We start from the raw sequence: 25165 nt of genomic DNA, 5'->3' as shown, positions 1-25165 counted from the left end.
AGTTCATTTCGGATTTTTAAGCTGTTAATTTGTGGAGTGGTTTAATTAATTGCTCATGAAGGATGACAATTTTTGAGCCGTATGAAAGGTGATACTCATAATTAGACATCAGTTCTAGATAAAAAGATAGTAGTTCTTTTACCCACTCAATGATCTGGCTATCGTATAGCCCAGCACGATTAGTAATAATGTTTTCGTATTTATGAACTATTTTTTTTGTCCGTTTAATCAGTTTTTTTGCATCTCTTATTTTATGGATAATCTTTAAGTCTGTTAAATAATCCTGAATATCTTGCTTAAATTGGTATTTCAACTCGGTATTAATGTCTATCGCACTAACATCTTTGTCAATAAAAATGAATTGTTTTAACATGATAAGCTCTGACTGTTTTGGAGCTTGTGTAAAGTTAATATATAATTGTAGTGTATTATAGGAATCGTACATTGGATTATGTGTTTCGCCAACAAATTCCAGGTTATATAAGCCTAACGCATTTTCAACAGAGTGATTTGTTTTTGATACCTTTTTCGTGAAAATTTCCTGAAAATCGATATAGCGTTTTTCAATTTTGGCAATCGTACTTACAGGGATATTATGCATTTGGGCATCGTGTTGTAAACGTAATAAATCACTTGTTGACCAAGAAAAAAAGCGGGTTTTTTTAACTCCATTAATCCAATCTAAAAATTGTCCAAACACTGTTGGGAAACCGTTAGCTTGGTCCAAATCAGAGTCTTGAATACCCGTTAATGATTTGCAAAAATCACTTAAAGGTTCTAAAGTAGTTGGACGTATATATTGATCAAAAGTTTCTATTTCTTTAGTTTGAAGGTCATATTTAACAGCACCTAAACGTATGGCTTCCATTTCTGCGAATGGCATAGCACGCTTTGAGCAAAGCATTTCAAAATCAAAAAATACATATTGTTTGATAGTTGCCATTTTTTCTCCCCTTCCCTAACATGATATTATAAATGGCTTTAATCTTATAGATAAAGTAAAAAGTTTTTCCAATTGAATTCCAAATTACAGTGATTCTATTAAGCTAGTTAAAAAATTCTGTGTAGATGGGATAAATCACAATCTAGGAGTGAATTTTATGAATAGTCCTTGAGTAGTTAAAAGTGAGATCGTGTACGATCTTAAAGATAACCGCTGGTTGACTAACGTATCACAAATGAAAAATAACAACGATAAAGTTGTATTGACATTTGATGATGGTCCAAGCAGGAACTTAAATACAATCTTAGATATTTTATTAAAAGAAAAGGTGCCTGCTGTATTCTTTTGGCAATCTCGATTACTTTATGAAAAACGGCCTTGGAAAAGAGTGCTCGCAGAAGGCCACAGGATTGGTACACATAGCATTAATCATAAAGATCTAGTTAGATTGTCATATAGTGAGCAGTACAGACAGATTAAGAGTAGTAAGAAGTCAATTGAAAAAATTACTGGAGAAACAGTTTCTTATTTTAGACCGCCGTTTGGTAGATATAATGACGCAACATTAGATATATTGGAACGGTTACAGTTAACCCCAATTATGTGGGAAATTTCATCATATGATTGGGAATTAAAGGAACAGCCTTATATGATTGTTAATAATGTTGTTGAAAATAGTAGGCCAGGCTCGATTGTTTTACTACATGAGCTAGAACAAACAGTGGTGGCTTTACCCCATATTATAAAAGGCATACGTGCTAAAGGTCTAGACTTCTGCACTTTTTAATTCGAACAGAAGGGATGAGAGTATTTAAATCAAAGTATAAACTCCTACTGGAGGAGTTTATACTTTTGTTTTTGGCTTTTAACATCGGTAATAAAATCAATAGTGTGATTAATGATGATATTTTTATCATAGTCCATAGATGCTACATGGTAGGAATTGTTCAGTATCTTTATCATCTTATGTTGCGATTGGACACTATCATAGATAAAATCCGTACTTATTGGTGGTACAACATGGTCAATAGAGGATTTAAAAAGTAAAAGTGGGCACGTTACCTGGTAAAGTGTCTTTTTTGTATGATCAATTACGGATAGTAATTGCTTAATTGAATGTAATGGTACCTGCTCGTAAGTGATTTCGTTTACCGCTTGGTCTTTGATATCAGGGGTACCTTCATGAATATATCTAGGTGACTCAGCGCCCCTATAGATTTCATATCCGGGTACGTGGATTGCAGCATTTATAGTAATAACTCCACTTACATCCTTAAGTATACTTGCAAGGTGCAATGCAAGTATGCCACCCATCGATTGACCAATTATGAAAACTTGGTCACATTCTTTTTTTAATGTGTTATATGCATCTATACATTCGTTAATCCATTCGTAATAGCTTATAGTATTAAGGTCTGTATAATGTGTGCCGTGACCTTTTAATCTTGGAGCTAAGACTGTCAATCCCTTTTCAGCATACTTTTCTCCTATATATTGAACGCTTTGTGGCGTTCCAACAAAGCCATGAAGTAGTAAAATACCAGTATTATTTCCTTTTATATAAAAAGATTCCGCACCTTTTAGTACATTATATTCATTTGGTATCATCTAAATCTCTCCTCTTTAAGTTGTTTAATTGTTAAAAAATCATTTAGAAAACTATATTAAAACAAGGGCATTAGAATTTAAGAGCATATAAAAAACCCCTTTGCGCGGTTGCAAAGGAGTTTTAACATTACGTCATCATCCAAAGCAATTGGCTTTGTTGGTAGGAGCACCTTTTCCATTTAAGGCTGGTTGCTGTGGAGTCAGTGAGCCAAATCTCTCGTCCACTCTTGATAATCTATATTGAGTTTTCCGATTTATTTAATCGGTTTTATTCTAACATGATGAAATCTGCATGTCAATTAGCAAATTTTAAATATAACAATCCTGCAGTAAACAAGATACGAGGTACATATAATCCTGAGTAATTAAAGGCGTAGTGGATAAGGAATTAATGAATTGTGACAATCTTAAAAACTCATTCAAATTTATTGATAAAAAAAATAAATTACTATAAAATAAGAATAGTTTTTAAATATTCAAAACTCTGTTTTATTATATAGAACAGAGTTAGTCGCATTTTCAGGAGAATATTTTAGACTAAACTACATAATACTAGTCGCAGAAAGAATATATGTAATTAGGAGATGAATCAGTTGAGTAAGTTTAAAGTAGTTATTACAGATTTTGAATTTTCCACGTTAGCACCTGAAGAAGAAGTGCTTGCTACTGTTGATGCAGAGTTAATCCGTGCACAATGTAAAACAGAGGACGAAGTGATTGAAGCGGCAAAGGATGCTGATGGTATCCTTAATCAATACGCTCCGATTTCTAGAAAAGTGCTTGAAAGCCTTCCAAATTTAAAAGTTGTCTCACGCTATGGTGTTGGTGTAAATACAGTTGATATTGCAGCAGCGACAGAAAATAATGTTATTGTAGGTAATGTCACAGATTATTGTATGGATGAAGTTTCAGATCATGCATTCGCACTATTAATGTCTTGTGCTAGAAAAACAGTAGTATTAAATAATGAAGTTAAACGAGGAAATTGGGATTTTAAAGTAAGCGTACCAATCTTCCGTCTAAGAGGACGTGTGTTAGGCTTAGCCGGTCTTGGCCGTATACCTCAAACCTTGGCTAAAAAAGCTCAGGCATTCGGTATCAATGTCATTGCATATGATCCATTCATACCTGAACAAGTTGCTAATGATTTAAATGTAAAGCTAGTAACTCTTGATGAACTATGTGAGCAATCTGACTATATATCTGTTCATACACCTTTAATGGAGTCAACTCGTGGCTTAATTGGAGAAAAACAATTCAAGTTAATGAAAAAAGAAGCGATTATTATTAATACTGCTCGAGGTCCTGTTATTGACGAGCAAGCGTTAATTAAGGCGTTACAAGATGGGGAAATTGCAGGAGCAGGTTTGGACGTTCTAGAACAGGAACCTATTGCAAGTGATAACCCATTGTTAAAAATGGATAATGTTGTATTAAATCCACATGCTGCTTGGTATTCTGAAGAGGCAGAGTTAGAATTGAAACGAAAAACAGCACAAAATATCGCCGATGTATTAGCAGGATATTATCCTACTTATTTGTTCAATAAAGAAGTAAAAGAAACAGTAAAACTAAAAGAAAAGAATAATTAGTCTATTTTGGGAGTGTAAAAACTGATGAGTACGAACGTGCTGTTTAAAGGTATTATCCCACCGGTTTCAACTTTGTTTACTAGCGATGGTTCTTTAGATACTGCAAGTATGAAAAAGCTAATTGATTATTTAATCGATTCAGGAGTCAATGGTCTATTCTTTTTAGGTACAGGTGGCGAATTCAGTCAAATGTCAACTGAAGAAAGAATGGAAGTAGCTTCGTTTGCAACTAAATACGTAGCCGGTCGTGTTCCTGTTCTTATCGGAACAGGGGGTACGAATACTCGTGAGGTAATAGACTTATCAAAACATAGTAAAGAAGTAGGGGCAGATGGTGTTGTTATCGTCAACCCTTTTTATTGGAATTTATCTGAAGAAAACTTATATAAACACTACTCAACTATTGCCGAATCGGTAGATACAAACATAATTTTTTATAACTTTCCTGGATTGACTGGTCAGGATCTATCTCCGGAGTTTGTTCTCAAGCTTGCTAAGAATCATTCTAATATCGTAGGTATTAAAGAAACTGTTGATACAGCTGGACATATTCGAGAAATGATCTTAACAGTAAAGGCTGAAAGACCTGATTTTGCAGTATTAACTGGCTTTGATGATCATTTATTGAACAACTTAGCTCTTGGAGGCGATGGTGCTATTTCTGCCAGCACTAACTTTGCACCTGAACTACAAGTTGGTATATATCGAGCCTTTCAATCAGGTGATTTTGCGAAAGCAACGGAATTGCATCGCCGTTTAGCATATTTACCACTTATGTATAAATTAGATACACCATTTGTGAGTGTTGTAAAAGAAGCGATGCGTTTAACAGGTAGAGAACTGTCTTCAACATACGTGTTGCCACCTGCAAACCAACTTGCGGAAAGTAAGTTAGAGGAGCTTAAAACTATTTTAAGTAAAGCTGGACTCTATAAAAACTAATAGTGACAAAGAAATCTGCTATTCAGTAGATTTCTTTTTTTTGTGTAAAGGATTCAGATTTATCAGTAAATTATCCCGAGAAAATAAATGGATTTTTTATTCAAAAAATTCTTGCGAGTGAAAGCCTTTTCAGGTATTATTGATTTATCACCTTTTGAAATGCAAAAAGGAAACGGTGTTTTATAATATAAAACATTCTATTTTTTACATGTTATGTAAAACGGTGTTTTATATTACAAAACAATGATTTCGAAAGGTCATGAAAGGAGGGTAGGCGATCAAGGCTGGCTATATCAAACTACTAAAATAAAAGATATAAGATGCAGGAGGGGTTCATGTCTATGAAAAAGAAAATTATAAGTGTACTTATGATCTTATCATTGTTTTTATTAGCAGCTTGCGGAGGTGGTTCTAGTACATCAACTGGTTCTTCTTCAGAAGGTGAAAGTGCTGGAACTGAATCTAGTAGTGGTGAAAAGAAAACACTTCGTGTAAGTATCGGTGTTAATGATCAACATCCAGAATATGAATCAGCAATGAAGTTCAAAGAATTAGTAGAAAGTCAAACTGATGATTTCATCGTTGAAGTATACCATTCAGGACAAATAGCTGATGATCGTTCTGCGATTGAAATGTTACAATTTGGTACGCTTGAAATTACTATTCCTTCTACATCACCGTTAGTTAACTTTATTCCAGCATATGGAGTGTTTGACTTACCTTTCACAATTCCAAGTGCAGAAGTAGCTGACAAAGTGCTAGACGGACCATTTGGTGAAAAAATGTTTAGCTTACTTGAAGAACAAAGTTTAGTTGGATTAGCTTGGTGGGAAAATGGTTTCCGTAACTTAACGAATGACGTGCGCGCTGTTGCGAAAATGGAAGATCTTCAAGGTTTGAAAATTCGTACAATGGAAAACGAAATTCACTTAGATGCTTGGAAAGCATTAGGGGCAAATCCAACACCAATGGCTTTCACTGAATTATTTACTGCAATGCAACAAGGTACAGTTGATGGACAAGAAAATCCATATCCAACAATTGATTTAAGTCAGTATGCTGAAGTACAACAACATGTATCAAGCACAAATCACGTTTATACACCATTTATCTTCTTATTCAGTAAGCAAATTTGGGATACTTTAACACCAGAACAACAAGAGATTATCCGAAACGCTGCAGTTGAAGCTGGTAAGCATAACCGTCAACGCAGCCGTGAAGTTGCAGCTGAAAGTTTAGAAAGATTAAAACAATCAATGACATTTACTGAAATCACACCAGAAGAACATGCACGCTTTGCAGAAGCAGTAGCACCAGTTATTGAGAAACACGCTGATACAATCGGTAAAGAATATGTTGATGAATATTTAGCAGAAATCGCTAAAAATCAATAATAGTAGTTTACAAGATTAGAATTTCAATTGATCGCCTTTATATCCCTGAACATAGGGCGGATTTCATCCGTAAATCCGCCCTGTTATTTTCGTTATTAATAAATTTTTTTGAATCTCTTTCAAAACTCGGTTTGATAGTATAAAACTTTTTTACTAGAATCCTAAAATAATATTGACAATTATAGCTATATTGCTTTTATAATATTCTAAGATAGCAAATTCAGGGGGTGATGGTAGAATACGGACATTAATTGGGGTGGATTAGATAGATACCAGATCTATGAGGGGAGTTAACAATATGTCAGTTTTATATCCTAAGATTCAAAATTCGTATAACCCTTATCGTGATAACGTTCAAGGTAAAGCAAACGAACCCATTACTGTTGCAGGTTTGTTAGACCGTTCGAAACAGTTACTTGGAACTGAGTATGAAGGGCCAGCGCCTGATTGGACGCTTGAAGAAATAGTAAATCGATTAGAGGAAAATGCACCTCGTATTGCCATAGTCGGTGGATCAGCTGATCACCCAGCACATATTATGGACTTTAAAACATCTGCACATGCTGCCATTCGTATTTGGCAAAATGGTGGTATTCCGTTTTATTTCTCAACACCGGTTATGTGCGATGGAACAGCACAAAACAACCAAGGTATGAGCTATTCATTACAAAGCCGGAACGCTGTTGCTCAAATGGTTGTTAACCAAATGGAAGCTCATAGCTATCATGGAGCATTTGTAATCCAAGGCTGTGATAAACAACCATTAGGTGTAGTAAGTGCTATGGCACACTTAGATAGAATTCGCCAATATCGCGGAGAAGCGCCGTTTTTTGCAACTTTTGCACCTGCACATGTTTTACAAGGTGGCACAATACCGCCAGCTTTATTTGCGGAATTAGAAGAAGTGGCAAAGAATGCCGAGCAACAAGGTGCACCAGACTTAGCTGATGATTTAAGAGATGCGATGGCATACATTTTACAATGTTCATCGAATACAGCATTTCAAGGTGTTTTTGAACGCCTGGTAGACCGCAGTATTATTACAAAAGCTGCTCATAAAGATTATGAAAAACGTTTAGCAGTTGCAACATGTGATGGAAGCGGAGGCGTTTGCGCGTTCAATGGTACAGGTAATAGCTCACGTCACTTAGTTGCGGGTATGGGATTAGTTCACCCTGCAGTAGAGCTGCTTACACAATCACCGAACCAATCACAAGTAAATGAAGTGCTTGATAGCTTAGCAGTAATGATTAATGATCCGTATTATGGGGCTGCCAATATTATGGCAACAAATATTCGCAATGCAATCCGTATTCATAGCGCATCAGGCGGTTCTACAAATTTAATGATGCATACAGTAGCTGGAATGCTTTACGGTGGATTTAAATTTAGTTTATGGGATTTAGATGAAATTCATCATTCACACCCAATTCCAGACTTGTTTAATTATAGTTTAACAGAAGGACGCGACATATTCTCTCTTGCAATGCAGTGCTGTGATAGCGAAAGTCGTGGTATGGAATCTTTATTCTACGAGTTGTTAGAGAATGGAGTTCCAATGGATGTTGATGCACCTACTGTTGCAGGCAAAACATGGCGTGAGCGTCTAGCTAATACAGAGAACTTATCTGCGGATAATGTAAAAGACAATCCAGTAATCTTGTCTAAACCTAGACGACCATTTAGTGGCGTAGATGTGTTAACCGGTAACTTCTTTGAAAGCGCAGTTGTTAAAATTAGCGGTATGAGTACACATCAATTGGATGATTTCGACAAAAAAGCTGCATTTGTACTTTATTATGAAAATGAAGATGATGCTAACCATGGCTTACTAGATTCCAATCTTTTGCCAAAGCTAAGAGATAATGGCAGCTTTAGCCATGAGAATCTTCTTGCGGTATTAAAACAAAATTCACCAAGTACTTACGATGAGTGGAAAACAGAGGACTATCACACACTATTTGACAAGATGGTTGATAATGGCAGTTTGAAAATTGCAGTTCTCGTATCTGGCCAAGGACCGGTTGCATTTGGAATGCCAGAAATGTTTACACCGATGCAGCATATCAATGCAAACCGTAAATTAAAGCGTTTAGCAACATTAATTAGCGATGGACGTTATTCTGGAGTATCATATGGTGCAGCAATTGGTCATATGACACCTGAGGCTAAAGAAGACGGTGGAATTTTATACTTGCAAACTGGTGATCTATTATACTTAAGTTTGCGTGAACGTGAGATTCAATTCATTGATGATTCAGCATTCCGTTCAGGTTCATTAGAATTTAAATTTGATCATATTAGAGCCGAAAGAAAAGAATTAGCGAAAGAGCGTTTAGCAACAATGCAAAAACGTCAACGTCAAGTTGCAGCAAGTAACCGTATGATAGGTCATACAGATGCTGCTAACGGTGTTGTACCTATTGCTGTTTCAGAAGAAGCAGTATTAGACTATAAAACTGATGTATTACTTAAGTCTCAACTTACTATAAATACAACAAACTAATCAGATTTAGGAGGAAACGTAAATGCAAGAAACTCGTGATTTTATTGAAAAATTAGGTTACCCAAGTACAGATTGCCATGATCTACCAACATCAACTAAAAGATTCCCTGATGGAGCACAATACCGTGTAGAACTACCAAGTGTAGAAGGCCCTGCTTCATTTCAAGCACTTGTAGATGAATGTAAAAAGCGTGATGTATATATTCACCGTATTTCACAAGGTAGCGGAATTATGCTATTAACTGATGAAGAGCTTGAGCAAATGGCTGAAATTGGCCGTCGTGAAAACTTAGAAGTAAGTCTTTTCGTTGGGCCACGTGGTACTTTTGATATCACTCCTATGCAATTAGCAAGTGCTGGTAAAATAGCTGGTCTTCGTTCACAAGGTATGGACCAATTAGTATATGCCATTGAAGATATCAAGCGTGCAGTTAGATTCGGTTTTAGAAGTATTTTAGTTTCAGATGAAGGTCTATTAGTACTAGTAAATGAATTCAAAAAAGCTGGTGAACTTCCAGAAGATTTAGTGGTTAAAATTTCTGTGCAAATGGCACAATCAAACCCAGTATCTATCAAACTAATTCAAGATGCTGGTGCAGATACGTATAACGTACCAACAGATCTTACTTTGGCAAAACTAGCTGCTATTCGTAAAGTTATTGATATCCCAATTGATATTTATGTAGAGGCACCAGATGACATCGGTGGATTTATTCGTCATTATGATATCCCTGAGATTATAAGAGTTGCAGCTCCAGTTTATATTAAATTTGGTTTAAGAAATTCACCTAATATTTATCCATCTGGAACACACCTAGAAAGTACTTCTATTGCGCTATGTAAAGAACGTGTACGTAGAGCTCAGATAGGATTAGAGTTATTAAAGCGTTATGCGCCACATTTAACTACATCTGAAAAAGGTGCAGAAGGTTTAGGTGTACCAGTGGAAAAAGTAACAGTTTAATAAAATACTTGCAAATGTTCTTAATTATTCTATACTTATCAATGTAGGTATAATAAACTATAATTATTGGTAAGTATTATGAAAAGGATGAACACTATGCCTATAATTCAAGCTGTAGACCGGGCTCTACGAATTTTAGATTTATTTGATGAATATGAAACGGAAATAAAGATAACGGATATTAGTGAACGGATGATGCTCCACAAGAGCACCGTTCACTCGTTATTGAAAACGTTACAAATGCATCATTATATCGAACAAAATCCCGAAAACGGCAAATACCGCTTGGGATTAAAGTTATTTGAAAGAGGTAACTTTGTAATCCAAAACCTAGATATTCGATCATTAGCGAAACAGCATCTACTAGAGATATCAAAAGAAACTGGAAGAACTGTTCATCTTGTTCTTTTAGTGGGTCATGAAGGGGTATATATTGATAAAATTGAAAGCCCTACCGCGACGATTTTGTATTCTAGAATCGGTGGTAGAGTACCTATTCATTCTAGTGGTGTTGGGAAAGCGCTTTTAATTTCAAAGTCAAATGATGAAATTGAAGAAATTCTAAAAGACTATGAATTTACTAAGCAAACACCAAATACAATTTCTAGTAAAGAAGAATTTCTTGAAGAAATGGATCGTGTAAGAGAAAAAGGTTATGCAATTGATAATCAAGAAAACGAACCAGGTGTTTATTGTGTAGCATTTCCGATTCGTAATCATGATGGAAGAGTTGTAGCCGCACTAAGTTTATCTGCAGCAGCCAACCAACTTACAGATGCTGAAATCGCTACAAATACGGAACTATTACGACAAAAAAGCTGTGATCTATCAGCGAAACTTGGCTATCAGTATCGAGCTAGTTTACCAAGATAAGACGATTACAAAAGATGATTGAGTTCATCTTTTGTAATCTTACAAAAACTCGATTTGATAATATAAAACAAAAAAAACTGTGTTGGAATTATGGAAGGGGACAAATAAAAATGAGAATTATTCGCTTTGCACAAGACAACAACATCACGTTAGCAGCATTAACAGATGAAGGCAACATTTATGCACTACCACAAAAGGATTTCATGGAAGTTATTAACTCTGCTGATGAAAAACAAACAACTGCACTTGCAATCGTTCAAGATGTGATTGCTAATAGCGTTCCTTTAGAAGTTAAAGTTGAAGATGTAAACTTAATCGTTCCAATTGAAGCACCTGAAGTTTGGGCATCTGGTGTAACATACTTAAAGAGTAAGGAAGCAAGAAACTACGAAGCAACTCAAGGTAAATTAGATGTTGCTGAAACTTTCTATGATAAAGTTTATGATGCCCCACGTCCAGAGATTTTCTTCAAATCTACTGACAAGCGTACTGTTGGTCCTAACCAGGATGTATATATTCGTTCAGATTCTGAATGGCAAATTCCTGAGCCAGAACTTGGACTTGTAATTAATAAGCAAGGTAAAGTACTTGGATACATTGTAGGTAATGATATGAGTAGCCGTGATATCGAAGGAGAAAACCCTCTTTACTTGCCTCAAGCAAAGGTTTGGAGAAATTCTTGTTCAATTGGACCTGCTATTCGTTTAGCTGAAACTGTAGAAGACCCTTATCAATTCGAAATTACTTGCCGCATTTTTAGAAACGATGAGCAAGTATTTGAAGGTTCTGCAAGCACTGGTCAATTAAAAAGAAAATTTGATGAGCTTGTTTCTTACTTAACTCGTGATAATGTAATTTTTGATGGTACAGTATTGCTTACTGGTACTTGTATCGTTCCGCCAAACGAATTTACATTAGCTGATGGAGACCGTGTTGATATTGAAATCTCTGGTATTGGTGTGTTAAGTAATCCAGTAAAAAGTCACGCTACTGTAACAGCTTAATAGAATTCTAAAACTAAAGGGGGTTGTTTTATGGCTACAGCTCATAAAACAGTTATGATGAAACCTCACGATAAGGTAGCGATAGCTTTAGATTATATTGAATCAGGAACTTCATTAGAGGTAGTCTGCCAAGATAAAACATTCAATGTTACAATAAAAGATCCTATCGAATTTGGTCATAAATTTGCTGTTGTACCTATTAAACTAGGTGAAGACATCATCAAATATGGGGAAGTAATCGGTGTTGCAGTAAAAGATATTGAAGTTGGACAGCATGTTCATATTCATAATTTAGAAGGCAAAAGAGGAAGGGGCGATAAAATTGACAAGTAAATTTTGGGGTTATCGTCGTCCGGATGGTAAAGTAGGAATTCGTAATCATGTACTAATCCTACCGACCATTACTTGCGCTACTCAAGCCGCAAAACAAATTACAGAACTTGTTCAAGGAACAGTTTCTTTTATTCATCAGCATGGATGTGCACAAGTAGGGGTTGACTATGATCAAACATTCCGTACTTATGTTGGAATGGGATTGAATCCAAATGTATATGGTGTTGTTGTTTTAGGATTAGGTTGTGAAACACATCAAGCTCGAAGTGTAGCTGGTGAAATTGCGAAAAGCGGGAAACCAGTAGTAACAGTCTCAATCCAAGATCACGGCGGCACACTTCAAGCCATTGCTGAAGGTGCAAAGGTTGCTGCCAAAATGGTACAGGATGCGTCTGCATTGATGCGTGAAGAGTGTGACATAAGTGAATTAATTATTGGAACAGAATGCGGCGGCTCTGATGCTTGCTCAGGATTATCTGCAAATCCTGCTGTAGGTGTTGTAAGTGACATGATTGTTGATCATGGTGGAACTGCAATCCTTGCAGAAACAACAGAACTTATTGGTGCAGAGCATTTATTAGCAGCACGTGCCGTTGATGATCAAGTTGCTAAACGTGTATATGAAGTAATTGAAGCGATGGAAAACCGTTCGATTTTAATGGGTGTTGACATTCGTACAGGTAACCCAAGTCCTGGTAATATCAAAGGTGGGCTTAGTTCATTAGAAGAAAAATCACTTGGAGCTGCGAATAAAGCAGGCAGTCGTCCGTTACAAGAACTAATCAACTATGCAGAGGCACCGACGAAAAAAGGATTAGTATGGATGGATACACCTGGTCATGATATTGAACAATTAACAGGTATGGTTGCTGGTGGAGCTCAAATCGTATTATTTACAACAGGTAGAGGTACGCCTACTGGTTCACCGATTGCACCAACGATTAAAATCTCAACAAATTCAAATATATTTGAAAAAATGTCTGATAATATCGACTTAAACGCTGGTACAATTATCGATGGTACTGAAACAGTTAGTGAAGTTGGTCAACGGATTTTTTCTGAAATTACTACAGTTTCATCAGGTAAATTAACAAAAGCAGAGATACTAAAACAACATGATTTTGGAATTTGGAGAATTGGTCCCACATTCTAATAAACAAGTGTTATACTAAGCTAGTAAAATATTAACGATAAGGTGGTAGTAAAATTATGACTGTACAAACAGATGTAAAAACATATTTGAACTACATTAATGGTGAATGGGTAGCAGGAACATCAGAAGAAGTGACAGCTAGCATTAATCCTGCTAATAAAAATGAAATCGTTGGATATGTTCAAAAGTCAACAAAAGAAGATTTAGATAAAGCAGTTGCAGCNTTGAACTACATTAATGGTGAATGGGTAGCAGGAACATCAGAAGAAGTGACAGCTAGCATTAATCCTGCTAATAAAAATGAAATCGTTGGATATGTTCAAAAGTCAACAAAAGAAGATTTAGATAAAGCAGTTGCAGCTGCAAAAACTGCTCAAGTTGCATGGAGAAAATTATCAGGTTCAGCAAGAGGCGATTTTCTTTATAAAATTGCTAATGTTATCGAAAAAAATATCGATGAAATCGCTGCAACAATGACAAAAGAAATGGGAAAAACATTCCCAGAAGCAAAAGGTGAAACAGCTCGTGGTATCGCAATTCTACGCTATTATGCAGGAGAAGGCTTGAGAAAAGTTGGGGATGTAATCCCATCAACTGATAGTGAAGCATTAATGTTTACAACACGTAAACCATTAGGTGTTGTAGGTGTGATTACACCTTGGAACTTCCCAGTAGCGATTCCGATTTGGAAAATAGCGCCTGCTTTGGTTTATGGTAACACGGTTGTGCTTAAACCAGCTGGTGAAACAGCAGTAACAGCTGCAAAGGTTGTTGAATGCTTTGCTGAAGCTGGATTACCTGCAGGTGTTTTAAACTTAGTAACTGGATCTGGTTCTGTAATCGGACAAGGTATTATTGATCACAAAGATATTAATGGAATTACATTCACTGGTTCAGACCAAGTTGGTAAAGCTGTAGGAGCAGGTGCTTTAGCTCGTGGCGCTAAATACCAATTAGAAATGGGCGGTAAAAACCCAGTTATCGTTGCTAATGATGCAGATTTAGATTTAGCAGTAGAGGCAACAATCAGCGGTGGTCTACGTTCAACAGGTCAAAAATGTACTTGTACGAGCCGTGTAATTGTACAAAGCGAAGTTTATGAAGCATTTAAAGAAAAATTAGTTGCAAAAGTTAAAGAATTAAAAGTTGGTGACGGTCTTCGCGAGGAAACTTGGATGGGACCTTGTGCAAGTGAAAGCCAATTGAATACTGTTCTTCATTATATTGAAAAAGGTAAAGAAGAAGGAGCTACTCTATTAGCTGGAGGTAGCAGAGTTGTTGAAAATGGCCTAGAAAATGGTTTCTATGTTCAACCAACTGTATTTGATAATGTAACTCGCGATATGACAATCGCTCGTGAAGAAATCTTTGGTCCAGTTCTTGCATTAATGAAAGTTGAGACACTAGAAGAAGCTTTAGAAGTTGCAAATGATTCAGAATTTGGATTAAGCGCATCAATTTTCACAACAAATATTAGCAAAATGCTTTCATTTATTAATGAAATGGATGCAGGTCTTGTTCGTATTAATGCTGAAAGTGCTGGTGTTGAATTACAAGCTCCATTCGGCGGTATGAAAAATTCAAGCTCTCACTCTCGTGAGCAAGGTACAGCTGCGATTGAATTCTTTACAGCTATTAAAACTGTTTTTGTAAAAGGCTAAGGTCGAAAGCTAAAACCCCTGAAAAAGTTTTTTCAGGGGTTTTTTAAAAAATGAATTTCAAAAGGAGTGAAGGTTATGTATAATTTTGAGGGTCAAGTCGTTTGGATTACAGGAAGTAGCACTGGGATAGGTAGAGCAGCTGCACTTGAATTTGCAAAACATGGAGCAGATGTAATCGTCCATTGCAATAGTAGTGTTAAAGAAGCCGAAGAAGTAGTTAAAGAAATAGAACAGCTAGGTAGAAAATCAATGCTTGTTCAAGGTGATGTTTCGATTAAGAGTGATGTTGAAGCAATGGTTGCACATATTAAAGAAAACTTTGGTCGCATTGATGTGTTAATGAATAATGCTGGTTCAATGGTCAAAAGAGCTAGATTAGAGGATATTGATGAAGAACTATGGGATCGAATAATGGACGTTAACTTAAAATCGGTATTCCTAGTAACAAAGGCAGTTTTTCCAATGATGAAGGAACAAGGAAAAGGTAAAATTATTAATGTAACATCAATTGCTGCACGCAATGGCGGCGGCTACGGCTCAATTACATATGCAGCATCTAAAGGTGGCGTAAGCACCTTAACCCGTGGTCTTGCTAAAGACTTAGTAGAGTACAATATTTTAGTAAATGCTATTTCACCAGGTGTGATTTCAACTCCGTTCCATGATCGTTTTTCTCCAACTCCAATTCGAGAAAAACAACTAACAAGCATACCGCTAGGACGTGAAGGAACGCCAGAGGAAACAATAGGTGCAGCACTATTTTTAGCTTCTGATTATGCTAAATATATAACTGGTGAAATTATTGAAGTTAACGGCGGACAGTTGATGGATTAGTAAATCTATAATTATTTACAATACTAGAGGAGGAGATTATGTGATAACAGTTACTTTTTATAAAGACAATTCACTAGCGCTTGGAATCAAAACGGAGCTAGGGATTTTAGATGTGGAAAAGGCAGCTAAAAAGTTTGCTATTGAAACGGTTAATTCGGTATCAGATCTATTTACACTTAATGAGGAAGGGATCAATGTTTTAAACGATCTATTGAATAAAGCAAAAGATGATAGCGCTCTATTTTATGATGAAAGCACTTTAACGTTTGGTCCTGCAGTACCTACACCTCAAAAGATTATTTGTGTTGGTTTAAATTATAAACGCCATGCAGATGAGTGTAATATGGAATATCCGAAAACACCTGTTATTTTCAGTAAGTTTTCTAATGCATTGAGTGGACATCTTGCAGAGGTAGAACTTCCTTCAAATGGAACACAATTTGATTTTGAAGCTGAGTTAGTCATTGTTATCGGAAAACAGGCTAGAAACGTTTCGAAGGAAGATGCATTATCGTATGTATATGGATATAGTAATGGTAACGACTTATCTGTGAGAGATTTTCAATTTAAAAGCTCGCAGTGGCTACTTGGAAAAACTCCTGATGGTTTCTGTCCGGTTGGACCCTACTTAGTTAGTAAGGATAACATTGAGGATCCTGATAATTTAAAAATTCAGTTGTACTTAAATGGGGAACAAAAACAGAATTCCAATACGTCCGATATGATTTTTAATTGCTCAGAGATAATTAGCTTTATTTCAGAGCATATGACTTTATTACCAGGTGACATAATCTTAACCGGAACACCGGAGGGAGTAATTATGGGAGAACCTGAAGATACTAGAGTATGGTTGAAAAATGGTGACGAGGTTTCTGTGAAAATTGAAAATCTGGGAACATTAACAACTAAAATAGTGGCTAACAATTAATTTGAATTGATTGAAGCGATAAAATAGACAAAAATAAAGCGGCTCCTTATAGGGGCTCTTTTTTTATTTATAATTACTGGTGTAATGCAGACGCATTGTATCTGATACTCTTTGGAATGCTCCTGAGTAAGCTTAACATCTAGCTAGAGAAATATAATAAAATGGTTGTTATGTTGTGGAATTTAGTTTTAAAATAGTATAATAAAGAAATTAAATTTATCTACTGGCAAGGAGACGAAACAATGAACGATACTATTAAAGTAGAGCTTACTTCAACAAAAAAGCAAAAACCTATTGCAGATCAGCTAGAATTTGGAAAAGTCTTTACTGATCATATGTTCGTTATGGATTACACTGAGGGTAGAGGTTGGCATGATGCGCGTATTATACCTTACCAACCAATTACATTAGAGCCATCATCTATGATTTTTCACTATGGTCAATCTGTTTTCGAAGGATTGAAAGCCTATCGTACAAAGGATGATGAGGTTCTTCTATTTAGACCAGAGAAAAACTTCCAACGCTTAAATCTTTCAAATGAAAGATTATGCATTCCTCATATTGATGAAGAATTTGCTATTAAAGCTTTAAAAGAATTAATTTCAATTGAAAAGGAATGGATTCCAACAGCATCAGGTACTTCTCTTTATATTCGTCCATTTGTTGTTGCAACAGAACCATACTTAGGTGTAGCACCATCTAAACAATATCAATTTATTATTATCCTATCACCAGTTGGCGCTTATTATAAAGAAGGTATTAATCCTGTTAAAATTGCAGTTGAAAGTGAATATGTTCGAACTGTTAAAGGTGGAACTGGTACTGCTAAAACGGGTGGAAATTACGCAGCAAGTTTAAAGGCACAAGAGGAATCAGGAGAACAAGGCTATTCTCAAGTATTATGGTTAGATGGCAGAGAAAAGAAATATATTGAAGAAGTTGGAAGTATGAATATCTTCTTTAAAATAAATGGTGAAGTAATAACACCTGAATTGAACGGAAGTATTTTAAGTGGTATAACACGAAGTTCTATTATCGAACTTTTAAAATATTGGAATGTCCCTGTTGTTGAAAGAAAGCTCTCGATTGATGAGGTTTATGAAGCATATGAAAAAGGAATGCTAGAGGAAGTGTTTGGAACAGGAACTGCTGCTGTCATTTCCCCCGTAGGAGAAATGAATTGGGAAGGTAAGAAATTGGTAATCAATAATGGCGAAACTGGTCCGTTATCAAAAGAAATTTATGACACTTTAACAGGTATTCAAACAGGTATTAAAGAGGATCCTTTTGGTTGGACTGTAGTTGTAAACGAAAGTGAGCTAGTTGGCTCTAACAAGCAATCTGGAAATTAAACTTATTAAAGAAATAAAGACCAATCGTTATGATTGGTCTTTATTTCTCCATGAAAACAATGAATTGTTTTAAATATTAATTGGCAGCGGTGATAACCATTGCGATCTTGTTCTTTAAACCCTAGGACCTGGTATCACGTAGGAGAGGAAGTGTACAGCAGCGGAACGACCCACCTGATTTTATTATTTCAGTGATATCTACCTCAATGACATCATATCCTCGGTCGCGTAATTGTTTATTAACTTGTATATTAACAGGAAGGCTTAAGATTTTTTTATTTCCAATAGAAAGAACGTTAGTTCCAAGCGTAAATTGTTCATCCTCGGTGACTTCAATTAATTCATAGCGCGCTGCGAGAAAATCATGTTCTTTTTTATCTAGAGCTTTTGGAAAAATCAACGCTTCAGTTGGTGAGATTATATTAAATACACAATCTAAGTGTAAGTACTTCTCGGTAAAAGGAACTGGTATGACATGAAATTCAGGTAGAATTCCTTTTAGATGGTTGATGGCTTCCATGTTGGTACGATTACTAAGACCGACAAAGATGGTATTGCGATCAATCATAACATCTCCGCCTTCAATCATGTCGCCAATTAAATTAAAGTAAGATATTTCCTCAGTCTCTAACCACTCTTTCAACACATTTTCTTCGCCTTTACGAACATCGTGAGCCATTTCAGCTACAAAGATTATATGTCCTAGTGTAAAGCCAATATCTCTAGTGAAGACCTGTTCTGGATAGTTTTCGGTTACAGGCAATAGGACAACATCAACACCATGTTTTTTCAGTGTATTAACAAATTCTTTATGTTGATTCATAGCTGTTTCGATATGAATACCCTCATCTTTAAAATGCAGTTGAGTATCGTTTATAACATCTCGAATGGTCAAATATTTTGGTTCGCATAAAATAACTTGGCGTAATACATCATATTCACTATGACAAACTGTACGGTTTACTTTTTCAGTGGACAATGACATCTTAAATCCTCCCATATTGAATCATATAAATATCTTTTCCAATATGGGTGTTGTTATGAATTAGTATTCCCTAAAAAATATTGGAATAAATATTATGCATATAGGAAAAGATTTTATTATATGGAGCAACGTTTAAGGTGATTCTCTTTGGTAAATTTCATGCACTCTTCTCCTGTGTTAAGACCGATTCCAGTATTTAAGTCAAGTACGTCTAAAGTGGCTCGAAAGCTGTTTTGCTCTATATCACCGGCTATTTCATTTAGTAAAAACTCGAGCGTGTCGCCACTATTCTTATCAGTTATTTTGAGTAACTCCATGTATTTTTCCTCGCCATCATCTTCATAATTTATGGTTAATCGGTAAGCAACATTTGCTTTCTTTGTAATGGAGTAAAGTATTTTATTTTGGTCTTCTGTAAATGGTAACAAGGTTGGCGTTTCTAGAAGGCGATCTTCATCAACTTTTATTCCTGTAACTTTAGATATATAGCGATGTAGTTCTAGTTGTTCGTAAATATTTGGAATATCTTGATTTTCATGTTCTGTTCGTAGATAAAAAGCTTCGTTATTATATACGTCCTTTAACTTTACCGGGTTTGGGGCACTAAATAATAGAATATAGTCGTCTGCAATAATTTCCTGTGGATACCACTTATGGCGCTCATTATTTGCTGAATAATTCCAAAATGCATCCCAATAAATGTCAGTGCTGTTTAACCCACGCAATGAAGACCACTTTGAAAATGGAAAATGATGTGTTTTAAAATAATAATAGGAGAAATGATGACCATATTCATGTGACAGGATTTCACTTAACTCGGACGCTTTTGTAAATTGATCACCATGATATATTGTAATTGTACTAGTTAAGACATTGTAGTGACCACGTATGCTAGGGTTTAATATGCCATTATCTTTAGATGGTCCATCCTTTACTCGTACTTCTTGTAGAAATTTTATTTCAGCTCCATGTTTATTTTTTATAAGTTCCTTATACAAGTCTTTAAGTTTCTGTTCATTCCAATTTTCTGTATAGCTCAAAAAAGAGATGCCTTCAGGTGATTTATAATAAGCAAAATAATTATCATCATAAGCAGTAGAATCAAAACTTAATAGGATCGGCGAACATATTAGCAAAAATAGAAATAATAATGCTCTTTTCACTATGCCATCACTCTCGCTTTCTATAAATATTTTAACATGAATAAGAAAGCTTAATAGAGGTTGGATAATGACAGTTTTAGGAGATTTTGGTGAAGTGAAAGAGAAGATAATACTTTATAACCATAGAAAAAGGGAAGAGAATTAATTCTCTTCCCTGCGTATTGTGGCGATAGACTGCACTCCACATTAGTGCATTAACCATTTGGTTGTGTTTATCGACTTACACAATTCAGCTCATCGCTCAATAACTATAACACTTCTTTCTGTTTGTAACAAGATATAAATTTAACCAATTATGATTAATAGTCATCGTTCAGCCCTCTGTAATATTAAAGCGAGATGTTTATTATTTCCAAAAATCTTTAATATTAACAAGTGATTATGTTTATTTATATATAACATTTTTTTGTGGAAACATGCATAAGAGCAAAATTAATATAAAGAAACTCGGTTGATTTATTGAATAACGGAGCTTTGATTGGTAAAATTCATATGTAAAGATTTTATTTTTATATAGTTTTTGTAACTCGAAGGTGAAGAATTTACATAAAATTGGCTTTTATTAGATAGGGGTGTAAAGTTTCAATGAGTGTTGCAAATGAAAAGTTGGGAGAAATATTGAAAGAAATGCGTAAAGTGATGATCGCTTTCTCTGGAGGAGTAGACAGTACTTTTTTATTGGCAAGGGCTAAAGAAGTATTGGGTGATAAAGTGATCGCAGTTACAGCTGCATCGGAAACATTTCCAACAAGGGAATTTAATTTGGCAGTACAACTCGCGGAAGAATTAGGTGTAAAGCATATTCAAACGAGTGTTAGTGAATTAAATAATGCTAACTTTGTTGAAAATAGTCCTAAACGCTGCTTCTTTTGTAAAGAAGGGCTGTATATACAATTAAAACAAATAGCAAAACAATACGATTTTCCTTATATTCTTGATGGTACTAATAAAGATGATGTTGGAGATTACCGACCTGGCATGGAGGCAACTAGAGAGCAGGGGGTTCGGAGCCCATTGCTTGAAGCAGGTATGACAAAACAAGAAATTCGTGACTTATCAAAACAAATGGGTTTAAAAACATGGGATAAACCAACTTTTGCTTGTTTATCTTCAAGAATCCCTTATGGAACAAAAATCACTCAAAAAGCAATTGACCAGCTTGATATTGCGGAAAATTTATTAATAGAGTTAGGGTTCTATCAAGTAAGGGTTCGTCATCATGATAAAATTGCAAGAATTGAAGTTATGCCAGAGGATTTCCCTAAAATTTTAGAGCATCATGAACACATCCATAGTGAACTGAAAAAGGTTGGCTTTCAATATGTAACGTTAGATTTACAAGGCTATCGAACAGGTAGTATGAACGAAATATTAAAGGCAGGCAATAAGAATGCAAACTAACTATTATCAACTTTTGCAACAAGTAGCGGAAGGAAGGCTTTCGGTAGAGGATGCCTATGAACAAATTAAAGGGTATGAAGATTTAGGGTTTGCTAAATTAGATTACCAACGTTCTGAACGTAAAGGATTTCCTGAAGTTATTTATGGTGAAGGTAAAACAAGTGAGCAAATAATTGCCATTTTTAAGAAACTGATCAATAAGCACGAAAACGTATTAGCTACTAGAATTGATGAAACTAAAGGGAAGTCCGTCCAATCGCAATTACCTGAAGTAGGTTATGATTCTATCTCTAGAACGCTGCAATATCGTAAAAATGAGTCTTATTTTACAGAGCGAACGATTGGGATTTTGTGTGCAGGAACATCAGATTTACCTGTTGCTGAGGAAGCCGCACAAACAGCCTTATTGATGGGGAATCCAGTGAAACGTTTTTATGATATCGGAGTAGCAGGCATCCACCGTTTATTTGCGCAATTAGAAGAGATTAAAACATGTAGTGTTCTAATTGTAATTGCAGGTATGGAGGGCGCACTCCCAAGTGTTGTAGGAGGATTAGTTCAGCAGCCAATTATAGCCGTTCCTACTAGTGTTGGATATGGAACAAACTTTCAAGGTGTTTCAGCGTTATTATCCATGCTTAATTCCTGTTCATCCGGAATTACTGTTGTGAATATAGATAATGGTTTTGGGGCTGCATACTCCGCGGTCTTAATCAATCGATTAAAATAATAGAATGGAGAAAAGCAAAGAGAATGTCGAAGATTTTATATATTGATTGTAGTATTTCCGGAATAAGCGGTGACATGACTTTAGCTGCCTTATATGATCTAGGTGTTGATATAGAGGAAATTGAAAAGAAGATTCAAGCGTTTCCGATTGAGACATTCAAAATCGAGAAATCACAGGTAGTTAAAAAGGGTATTTCATCTAAGAAAATTGACGTTGTCATAATGGAAGACGTAAAAAAGGTAAATCATCGTCATTATTCCCATATCAAAGATATGATTGAGCAATCTGCAATAACAGAGACTGCAAAGGAATATGCTATTAAGATATTCGAGCATATAGCAATTGCTGAGGCAAAAATACATAATACCACGATGGAAAAAGTTCATTTCCACGAAGTAGGTGCAGTCGATTCTATAGTCGACATTGTTGGGACGGCTATAGCACTTGACGTTTTAGGTGTAGAAAAAGTTGTTTCATCTCCTGTCGTTGTTGGGAATGGGAAGATTTCAATTGATCATGGTCGATATCCTGTCCCTGCACCAGCTACGCTGGAGTTACTAACAGGTATACCAATTGAATCAACTGATGTTAAAGGGGAACTAACTACACCAACAGGTGCCGGGATTCTAAGAGGGATGGTAAGTGAATTTGGCCCTATTCCTTCAATGGTCGCAGAAAAAATTGGGTACGGTGCTGGGAGTAAGGAGTTTCCGACACATCCAAATGTTCTCCGAATGATTCTCGGAACAGCATGATAACAGAATATCTATAAAAACGCCAACTATTTTTGTAACAGGTTTACTTCAGAGGTCCAAACATTGTAAAACACATAGGAAAGCGCACTTGAATTCACTTTATAATTCACAGTGCGTTTTTTATTGATTTATAAACATGTTGGCGAATTTTAATAACTTATCGTCTCCTAATTCACATAGTAAATCACAGGGTATGAAATAATTATTGGAGGGCCTTGATTTTGCGATTTAGTATGTAGATTATAATTGAGTAACCAGAGTTATTAATAATAAGCGGAGATTTTTCGGTTAAACAGCAGGATAGAGCTTGGTTTGGGGTATATAAGCGGAGATTTTCCGATTAAGCAAAGCAAAGGTACCCATTTTTACGTTTTTCGAGTAAATAGGCGGAATCTTTCCGTCTATCTAAGCTATTTTCTGTGCTATTTCCTAATTAAGCGAAATTTCTCCGCTTATATATCAAACTCGCTTTGGCATCTAATGAAATTGGACAACTTACGGGTTGTTTCGGGAAAAAATGAAAAGTAAAAAGGGCTTAGAGATATTGCATCTCTAAGCCTTTTTACTGTGAAGTTTATGTGATTAGCTATTTGATTCGGTCTGCGATTTACCGTTTTGCACCTCACAAGTAAACCCGTTAACTACCGTCGAGAGTTTTTAGCAGTATTTTCAAAGCGAATTTCATCTTCTATTAATCCACATGTTCCACATTGGACCTTATAAGAAGGACCTCGATATGGAATATGGAAAGGGTCAAGCTGTTGATTGGAGTAATCCTCAATAATTTCTCCTGATTGCGAATCCATTTTGACTGCTTTTGGAATTTGCTCAATAATGTTAAATCTAGTACGATTTGTACCACAATTTGGACAACAGTATGGTCCTGCCATGAATTCATCCCTCCTAATTTTACTATCACCAACTTGGAAGAAATTATGATGGATAATTTTATTGATAGCGTTATTGGGCATGATTTTTAATAAAATATTTTAGTGGCTAAAAAGTAATCGCCGTGATGTTTACCTCATATTTCTAATAATGGTTCTTAACTAGTCCTGATAGATCCATAAAATTATGATATAATCATAAAATGTATTGAAGGGAGGAACTTCTTTGAATAACTTATCTAATAAAGTGATGCTTGTTGATGGAATGGCATTGCTATTTCGTGCGTTTTATTCAACTGCGATGAGTGGTTATTATATGATAAATAGTAAAGGTGTACCGACAAATGCAATCCATGGTTTTGTCAAACATTTATTAACTGCAGTTAATCAATTTAATCCTAGCCATGTTATCTGCTGTTGGGATATGGGGAGTAAAACTTTTCGGACGGATTTATATCCCGATTATAAAGGGAATCGTGGGGAAGCGCCAATTGAACTTATTCCACAATTTGATTTAGTAAAGGATGTTGTCACTTCATTTGATATCCCAAACATTGGACTAGAAGGTTATGAAGCGGATGATTGTATTGGTACTTTAGCTACTAAATTTAAAGAAGAACATGAGGTTCTAATTTTAACTGGGGATCAAGATATTCTTCAGCTTATTGACCAGAATATAAAAGTTATTCTTCTTCAAAAAGGGTATGGAAATTATGAGACATATCATGCAGACTTATTTTATGAAAAAAAAGGTATAAAACCAAATCAAATGGTAGATTTAAAAGCTTTAATGGGCGATTCTAGCGATAATTACCCAGGGGTACGTGGAATAGGAGAAAAAACCGCAACTAAACTTTTAAGTCAGTATGTATCTATCGAAGGTATTTTAGAAAATATCCATGCATTACCGAAAGGGCAACGTACTAAAATTGAACAAGATCTAGAACTACTTCACTTATCAAGAAAGTTAGCTAAAATACATTGTGAAGTTCCAGTAAATTGTTCAATAGATGATTCTGCCTTGACTATAAATCGTACTAAAGTAATTGAGAAATTTAATGAACTTGAATTTAAAGGCCTTGATAAATTAATAGGATAGAAGTGGGTAAAACTCCTTTTTCTTTAAATGAATAATTTGGGGTATTATGTACCAATAT

The 25165-nt window shown here is 35.5% G+C and carries 23 protein-coding genes and 1 riboswitch; of the genes, 18 read left to right on the top strand and 5 right to left on the bottom strand.

Annotated features, from left to right (window positions below):
* Nucleotides 1-16: 16 nt before the first annotated feature.
* The gene (locus tag C1724_RS10425; protein WP_102346590.1) at nucleotides 17-943 is read right to left on the bottom strand and encodes a 3'-5' exonuclease; all 927 of its coding nucleotides are present in this window, start codon (nucleotides 941-943) and stop codon (nucleotides 17-19) included.
* A 190-nt stretch (nucleotides 944-1133) separates the two neighbouring features.
* Here C1724_RS10425 and C1724_RS10420 point away from each other — a divergent pair, with 190 nt between their 5' ends.
* Nucleotides 1134-1730: a polysaccharide deacetylase family protein gene (locus C1724_RS10420; RefSeq protein ID WP_258000340.1), complete on the top strand. Its 597-nt coding sequence runs from the start codon at nucleotides 1134-1136 to the stop codon at nucleotides 1728-1730.
* Nucleotides 1731-1774: 44 nt separating this feature from the next.
* Here C1724_RS10420 and C1724_RS10415 read toward each other — a convergent pair whose 3' ends face one another.
* Nucleotides 1775-2551: an alpha/beta hydrolase gene (locus tag C1724_RS10415; RefSeq protein ID WP_102346589.1), complete on the bottom strand. Its 777-nt coding sequence runs from the start codon at nucleotides 2549-2551 to the stop codon at nucleotides 1775-1777.
* 129 nt (nucleotides 2552-2680) lie between these two features.
* A riboswitch (SAM riboswitch) is annotated at nucleotides 2681-2788 on the bottom strand.
* A 356-nt stretch (nucleotides 2789-3144) separates the two neighbouring features.
* Here C1724_RS10415 and C1724_RS10410 point away from each other — a divergent pair.
* The 13 genes from C1724_RS10410 to C1724_RS10350 all read left to right on the top strand — a co-directional run bounded on the left by C1724_RS10410 (nucleotide 3145) and on the right by C1724_RS10350 (nucleotide 18087).
* Nucleotides 3145-4143 carry a C-terminal binding protein gene (locus C1724_RS10410; RefSeq protein ID WP_102346588.1) on the top strand — a complete coding sequence of 333 codons (999 nt, stop codon included), beginning with the start codon at nucleotides 3145-3147 and terminating at the stop codon, nucleotides 4141-4143.
* A gap of 24 nt (nucleotides 4144-4167) precedes the next feature.
* On the top strand, nucleotides 4168-5085 hold the full coding sequence (locus C1724_RS10405) for a dihydrodipicolinate synthase family protein (RefSeq protein WP_102346587.1): 918 nt from the start codon (nucleotides 4168-4170) through the stop codon (nucleotides 5083-5085).
* 341 nt (nucleotides 5086-5426) lie between these two features.
* On the top strand, nucleotides 5427-6479 hold the full coding sequence (locus C1724_RS10400; RefSeq protein ID WP_102346802.1) for a TRAP transporter substrate-binding protein: 1053 nt from the start codon (nucleotides 5427-5429) through the stop codon (nucleotides 6477-6479).
* Nucleotides 6480-6777: 298 nt separating this feature from the next.
* Nucleotides 6778-8985, top strand: a complete 2208-nt coding sequence (locus tag C1724_RS10395; RefSeq protein WP_102346586.1) for a dihydroxy-acid dehydratase domain-containing protein — start codon at nucleotides 6778-6780, stop codon at nucleotides 8983-8985.
* A gap of 22 nt (nucleotides 8986-9007) precedes the next feature.
* Entirely contained in the window at nucleotides 9008-9949 is a 942-nt protein-coding gene (locus tag C1724_RS10390) for a U32 family peptidase (protein WP_102346585.1), read from the top strand.
* Nucleotides 9950-10045: 96 nt separating this feature from the next.
* Complete coding sequence (locus C1724_RS10385) at nucleotides 10046-10822, top strand: IclR family transcriptional regulator (protein WP_102346584.1); 777 nt, start codon at nucleotides 10046-10048, stop codon at nucleotides 10820-10822.
* A 110-nt stretch (nucleotides 10823-10932) separates the two neighbouring features.
* Nucleotides 10933-11826, top strand: a complete 894-nt coding sequence (locus C1724_RS10380) for a fumarylacetoacetate hydrolase family protein (RefSeq protein WP_102346583.1) — start codon at nucleotides 10933-10935, stop codon at nucleotides 11824-11826.
* Between the two features lie 30 nt (nucleotides 11827-11856).
* Entirely contained in the window at nucleotides 11857-12159 is a 303-nt protein-coding gene (locus tag C1724_RS10375; RefSeq protein WP_102346582.1) for a UxaA family hydrolase, read from the top strand.
* The gene (locus C1724_RS10370; RefSeq protein WP_102346581.1) at nucleotides 12149-13312 is read left to right on the top strand and encodes a UxaA family hydrolase; all 1164 of its coding nucleotides are present in this window, start codon (nucleotides 12149-12151) and stop codon (nucleotides 13310-13312) included. The genes C1724_RS10375 and C1724_RS10370 overlap by 11 nt, the downstream gene beginning before the upstream one ends.
* Nucleotides 13313-13368: 56 nt before the next feature.
* Nucleotides 13369-14973, top strand: a complete 1605-nt coding sequence (gene gucD, locus C1724_RS10365) for an alpha-ketoglutaric semialdehyde dehydrogenase GucD (RefSeq protein WP_102346580.1) — start codon at nucleotides 13369-13371, stop codon at nucleotides 14971-14973.
* A 75-nt stretch (nucleotides 14974-15048) separates the two neighbouring features.
* Complete coding sequence (locus tag C1724_RS10360; RefSeq protein WP_102346579.1) at nucleotides 15049-15807, top strand: SDR family NAD(P)-dependent oxidoreductase; 759 nt, start codon at nucleotides 15049-15051, stop codon at nucleotides 15805-15807.
* Between the two features lie 40 nt (nucleotides 15808-15847).
* A complete protein-coding gene (locus tag C1724_RS10355) occupies nucleotides 15848-16735 on the top strand; it encodes a fumarylacetoacetate hydrolase family protein (protein WP_102346578.1) in 888 nt (295 codons plus the stop codon).
* Between the two features lie 242 nt (nucleotides 16736-16977).
* The gene (locus C1724_RS10350; protein ID WP_102346577.1) at nucleotides 16978-18087 is read left to right on the top strand and encodes a branched-chain amino acid aminotransferase; all 1110 of its coding nucleotides are present in this window, start codon (nucleotides 16978-16980) and stop codon (nucleotides 18085-18087) included.
* A 121-nt stretch (nucleotides 18088-18208) separates the two neighbouring features.
* On the opposite strand, the gene C1724_RS10345 is transcribed toward C1724_RS10350, so the two are convergent.
* Entirely contained in the window at nucleotides 18209-19072 is an 864-nt protein-coding gene (locus tag C1724_RS10345) for a dimethylarginine dimethylaminohydrolase family protein (protein WP_102346576.1), read from the bottom strand.
* A gap of 116 nt (nucleotides 19073-19188) precedes the next feature.
* Nucleotides 19189-20235, bottom strand: a complete 1047-nt coding sequence (locus C1724_RS10340; protein WP_102346575.1) for a hypothetical protein — start codon at nucleotides 20233-20235, stop codon at nucleotides 19189-19191.
* Nucleotides 20236-20820: 585 nt separating this feature from the next.
* Here C1724_RS10340 and larE point away from each other — a divergent pair.
* Genes larE through larC form a run of 3 tightly spaced genes read left to right on the top strand, consistent with a single transcriptional unit; the run spans nucleotide 20821 to nucleotide 23121 of the window.
* The gene (larE, locus tag C1724_RS10335; RefSeq protein WP_102346574.1) at nucleotides 20821-21636 is read left to right on the top strand and encodes an ATP-dependent sacrificial sulfur transferase LarE; all 816 of its coding nucleotides are present in this window, start codon (nucleotides 20821-20823) and stop codon (nucleotides 21634-21636) included.
* Nucleotides 21626-22366, top strand: coding sequence for a nickel pincer cofactor biosynthesis protein LarB (gene larB / locus C1724_RS10330; protein ID WP_102346573.1), 741 nt, complete (start codon nucleotides 21626-21628; stop codon nucleotides 22364-22366). The genes larE and larB overlap by 11 nt, the downstream gene beginning before the upstream one ends.
* A 23-nt stretch (nucleotides 22367-22389) precedes the next feature.
* The gene (gene larC / locus C1724_RS10325; protein ID WP_102346572.1) at nucleotides 22390-23121 is read left to right on the top strand and encodes a nickel pincer cofactor biosynthesis protein LarC; all 732 of its coding nucleotides are present in this window, start codon (nucleotides 22390-22392) and stop codon (nucleotides 23119-23121) included.
* Between the two features lie 641 nt (nucleotides 23122-23762).
* On the opposite strand, the gene C1724_RS10320 is transcribed toward larC, so the two are convergent.
* Nucleotides 23763-24011 carry a DNA alkylation repair protein gene (locus C1724_RS10320; protein WP_102346571.1) on the bottom strand — a complete coding sequence of 83 codons (249 nt, stop codon included), beginning with the start codon at nucleotides 24009-24011 and terminating at the stop codon, nucleotides 23763-23765.
* A 247-nt stretch (nucleotides 24012-24258) separates the two neighbouring features.
* Here C1724_RS10320 and C1724_RS10315 point away from each other — a divergent pair, with 247 nt between their 5' ends.
* Nucleotides 24259-25107, top strand: a complete 849-nt coding sequence (locus C1724_RS10315) for a 5'-3' exonuclease (RefSeq protein ID WP_102346801.1) — start codon at nucleotides 24259-24261, stop codon at nucleotides 25105-25107.
* The last annotated feature ends 58 nt before the right edge of the window (nucleotides 25108-25165 follow it).

Origin of the sequence: Bacillus sp. Marseille-P3661 (genome assembly GCF_900240995.1) — a bacterium.
GTDB lineage: Bacteria > Bacillota > Bacilli > Bacillales > Bacillaceae_J > OESV01.
Note: the sequence above shows the minus strand (reverse complement) of the source record. Positions and strands in the feature narration are given on the sequence as shown.

Excerpts from the sequence above, each read along its gene's own strand:
- C1724_RS10415 (WP_102346589.1), bottom strand. The coding sequence starts at position 2,551 with ATGATACCAAATGAATATAATGTACTAAAAGGTGCGGAATCTTTTTAT.
- C1724_RS10400 (WP_102346802.1), top strand. The coding sequence starts at position 5,427 with ATGAAAAAGAAAATTATAAGTGTACTTATGATCTTATCATTGTTTTTA.
- C1724_RS10425 (WP_102346590.1), bottom strand. The coding sequence starts at position 943 with ATGGCAACTATCAAACAATATGTATTTTTTGATTTTGAAATGCTTTGC.
- C1724_RS10395 (WP_102346586.1), top strand. The coding sequence starts at position 6,778 with ATGTCAGTTTTATATCCTAAGATTCAAAATTCGTATAACCCTTATCGT.
- C1724_RS10375 (WP_102346582.1), top strand. The coding sequence starts at position 11,857 with ATGGCTACAGCTCATAAAACAGTTATGATGAAACCTCACGATAAGGTA.
- C1724_RS10350 (WP_102346577.1), top strand. The coding sequence starts at position 16,978 with ATGAACGATACTATTAAAGTAGAGCTTACTTCAACAAAAAAGCAAAAA.
- C1724_RS10345 (WP_102346576.1), bottom strand. The coding sequence starts at position 19,072 with ATGTCATTGTCCACTGAAAAAGTAAACCGTACAGTTTGTCATAGTGAA.
- C1724_RS10380 (WP_102346583.1), top strand. The coding sequence starts at position 10,933 with ATGAGAATTATTCGCTTTGCACAAGACAACAACATCACGTTAGCAGCA.
- C1724_RS10360 (WP_102346579.1), top strand. The coding sequence starts at position 15,049 with ATGTATAATTTTGAGGGTCAAGTCGTTTGGATTACAGGAAGTAGCACT.
- C1724_RS10405 (WP_102346587.1), top strand. The coding sequence starts at position 4,168 with ATGAGTACGAACGTGCTGTTTAAAGGTATTATCCCACCGGTTTCAACT.
- larE (WP_102346574.1), top strand. The coding sequence starts at position 20,821 with ATGAGTGTTGCAAATGAAAAGTTGGGAGAAATATTGAAAGAAATGCGT.
- C1724_RS10385 (WP_102346584.1), top strand. The coding sequence starts at position 10,046 with ATGCCTATAATTCAAGCTGTAGACCGGGCTCTACGAATTTTAGATTTA.
- C1724_RS10315 (WP_102346801.1), top strand. The coding sequence starts at position 24,259 with ATGCTTGTTGATGGAATGGCATTGCTATTTCGTGCGTTTTATTCAACT.
- C1724_RS10320 (WP_102346571.1), bottom strand. The coding sequence starts at position 24,011 with ATGGCAGGACCATACTGTTGTCCAAATTGTGGTACAAATCGTACTAGA.
- larC (WP_102346572.1), top strand. The coding sequence starts at position 22,390 with ATGTCGAAGATTTTATATATTGATTGTAGTATTTCCGGAATAAGCGGT.
- larB (WP_102346573.1), top strand. The coding sequence starts at position 21,626 with ATGCAAACTAACTATTATCAACTTTTGCAACAAGTAGCGGAAGGAAGG.
- C1724_RS10390 (WP_102346585.1), top strand. The coding sequence starts at position 9,008 with ATGCAAGAAACTCGTGATTTTATTGAAAAATTAGGTTACCCAAGTACA.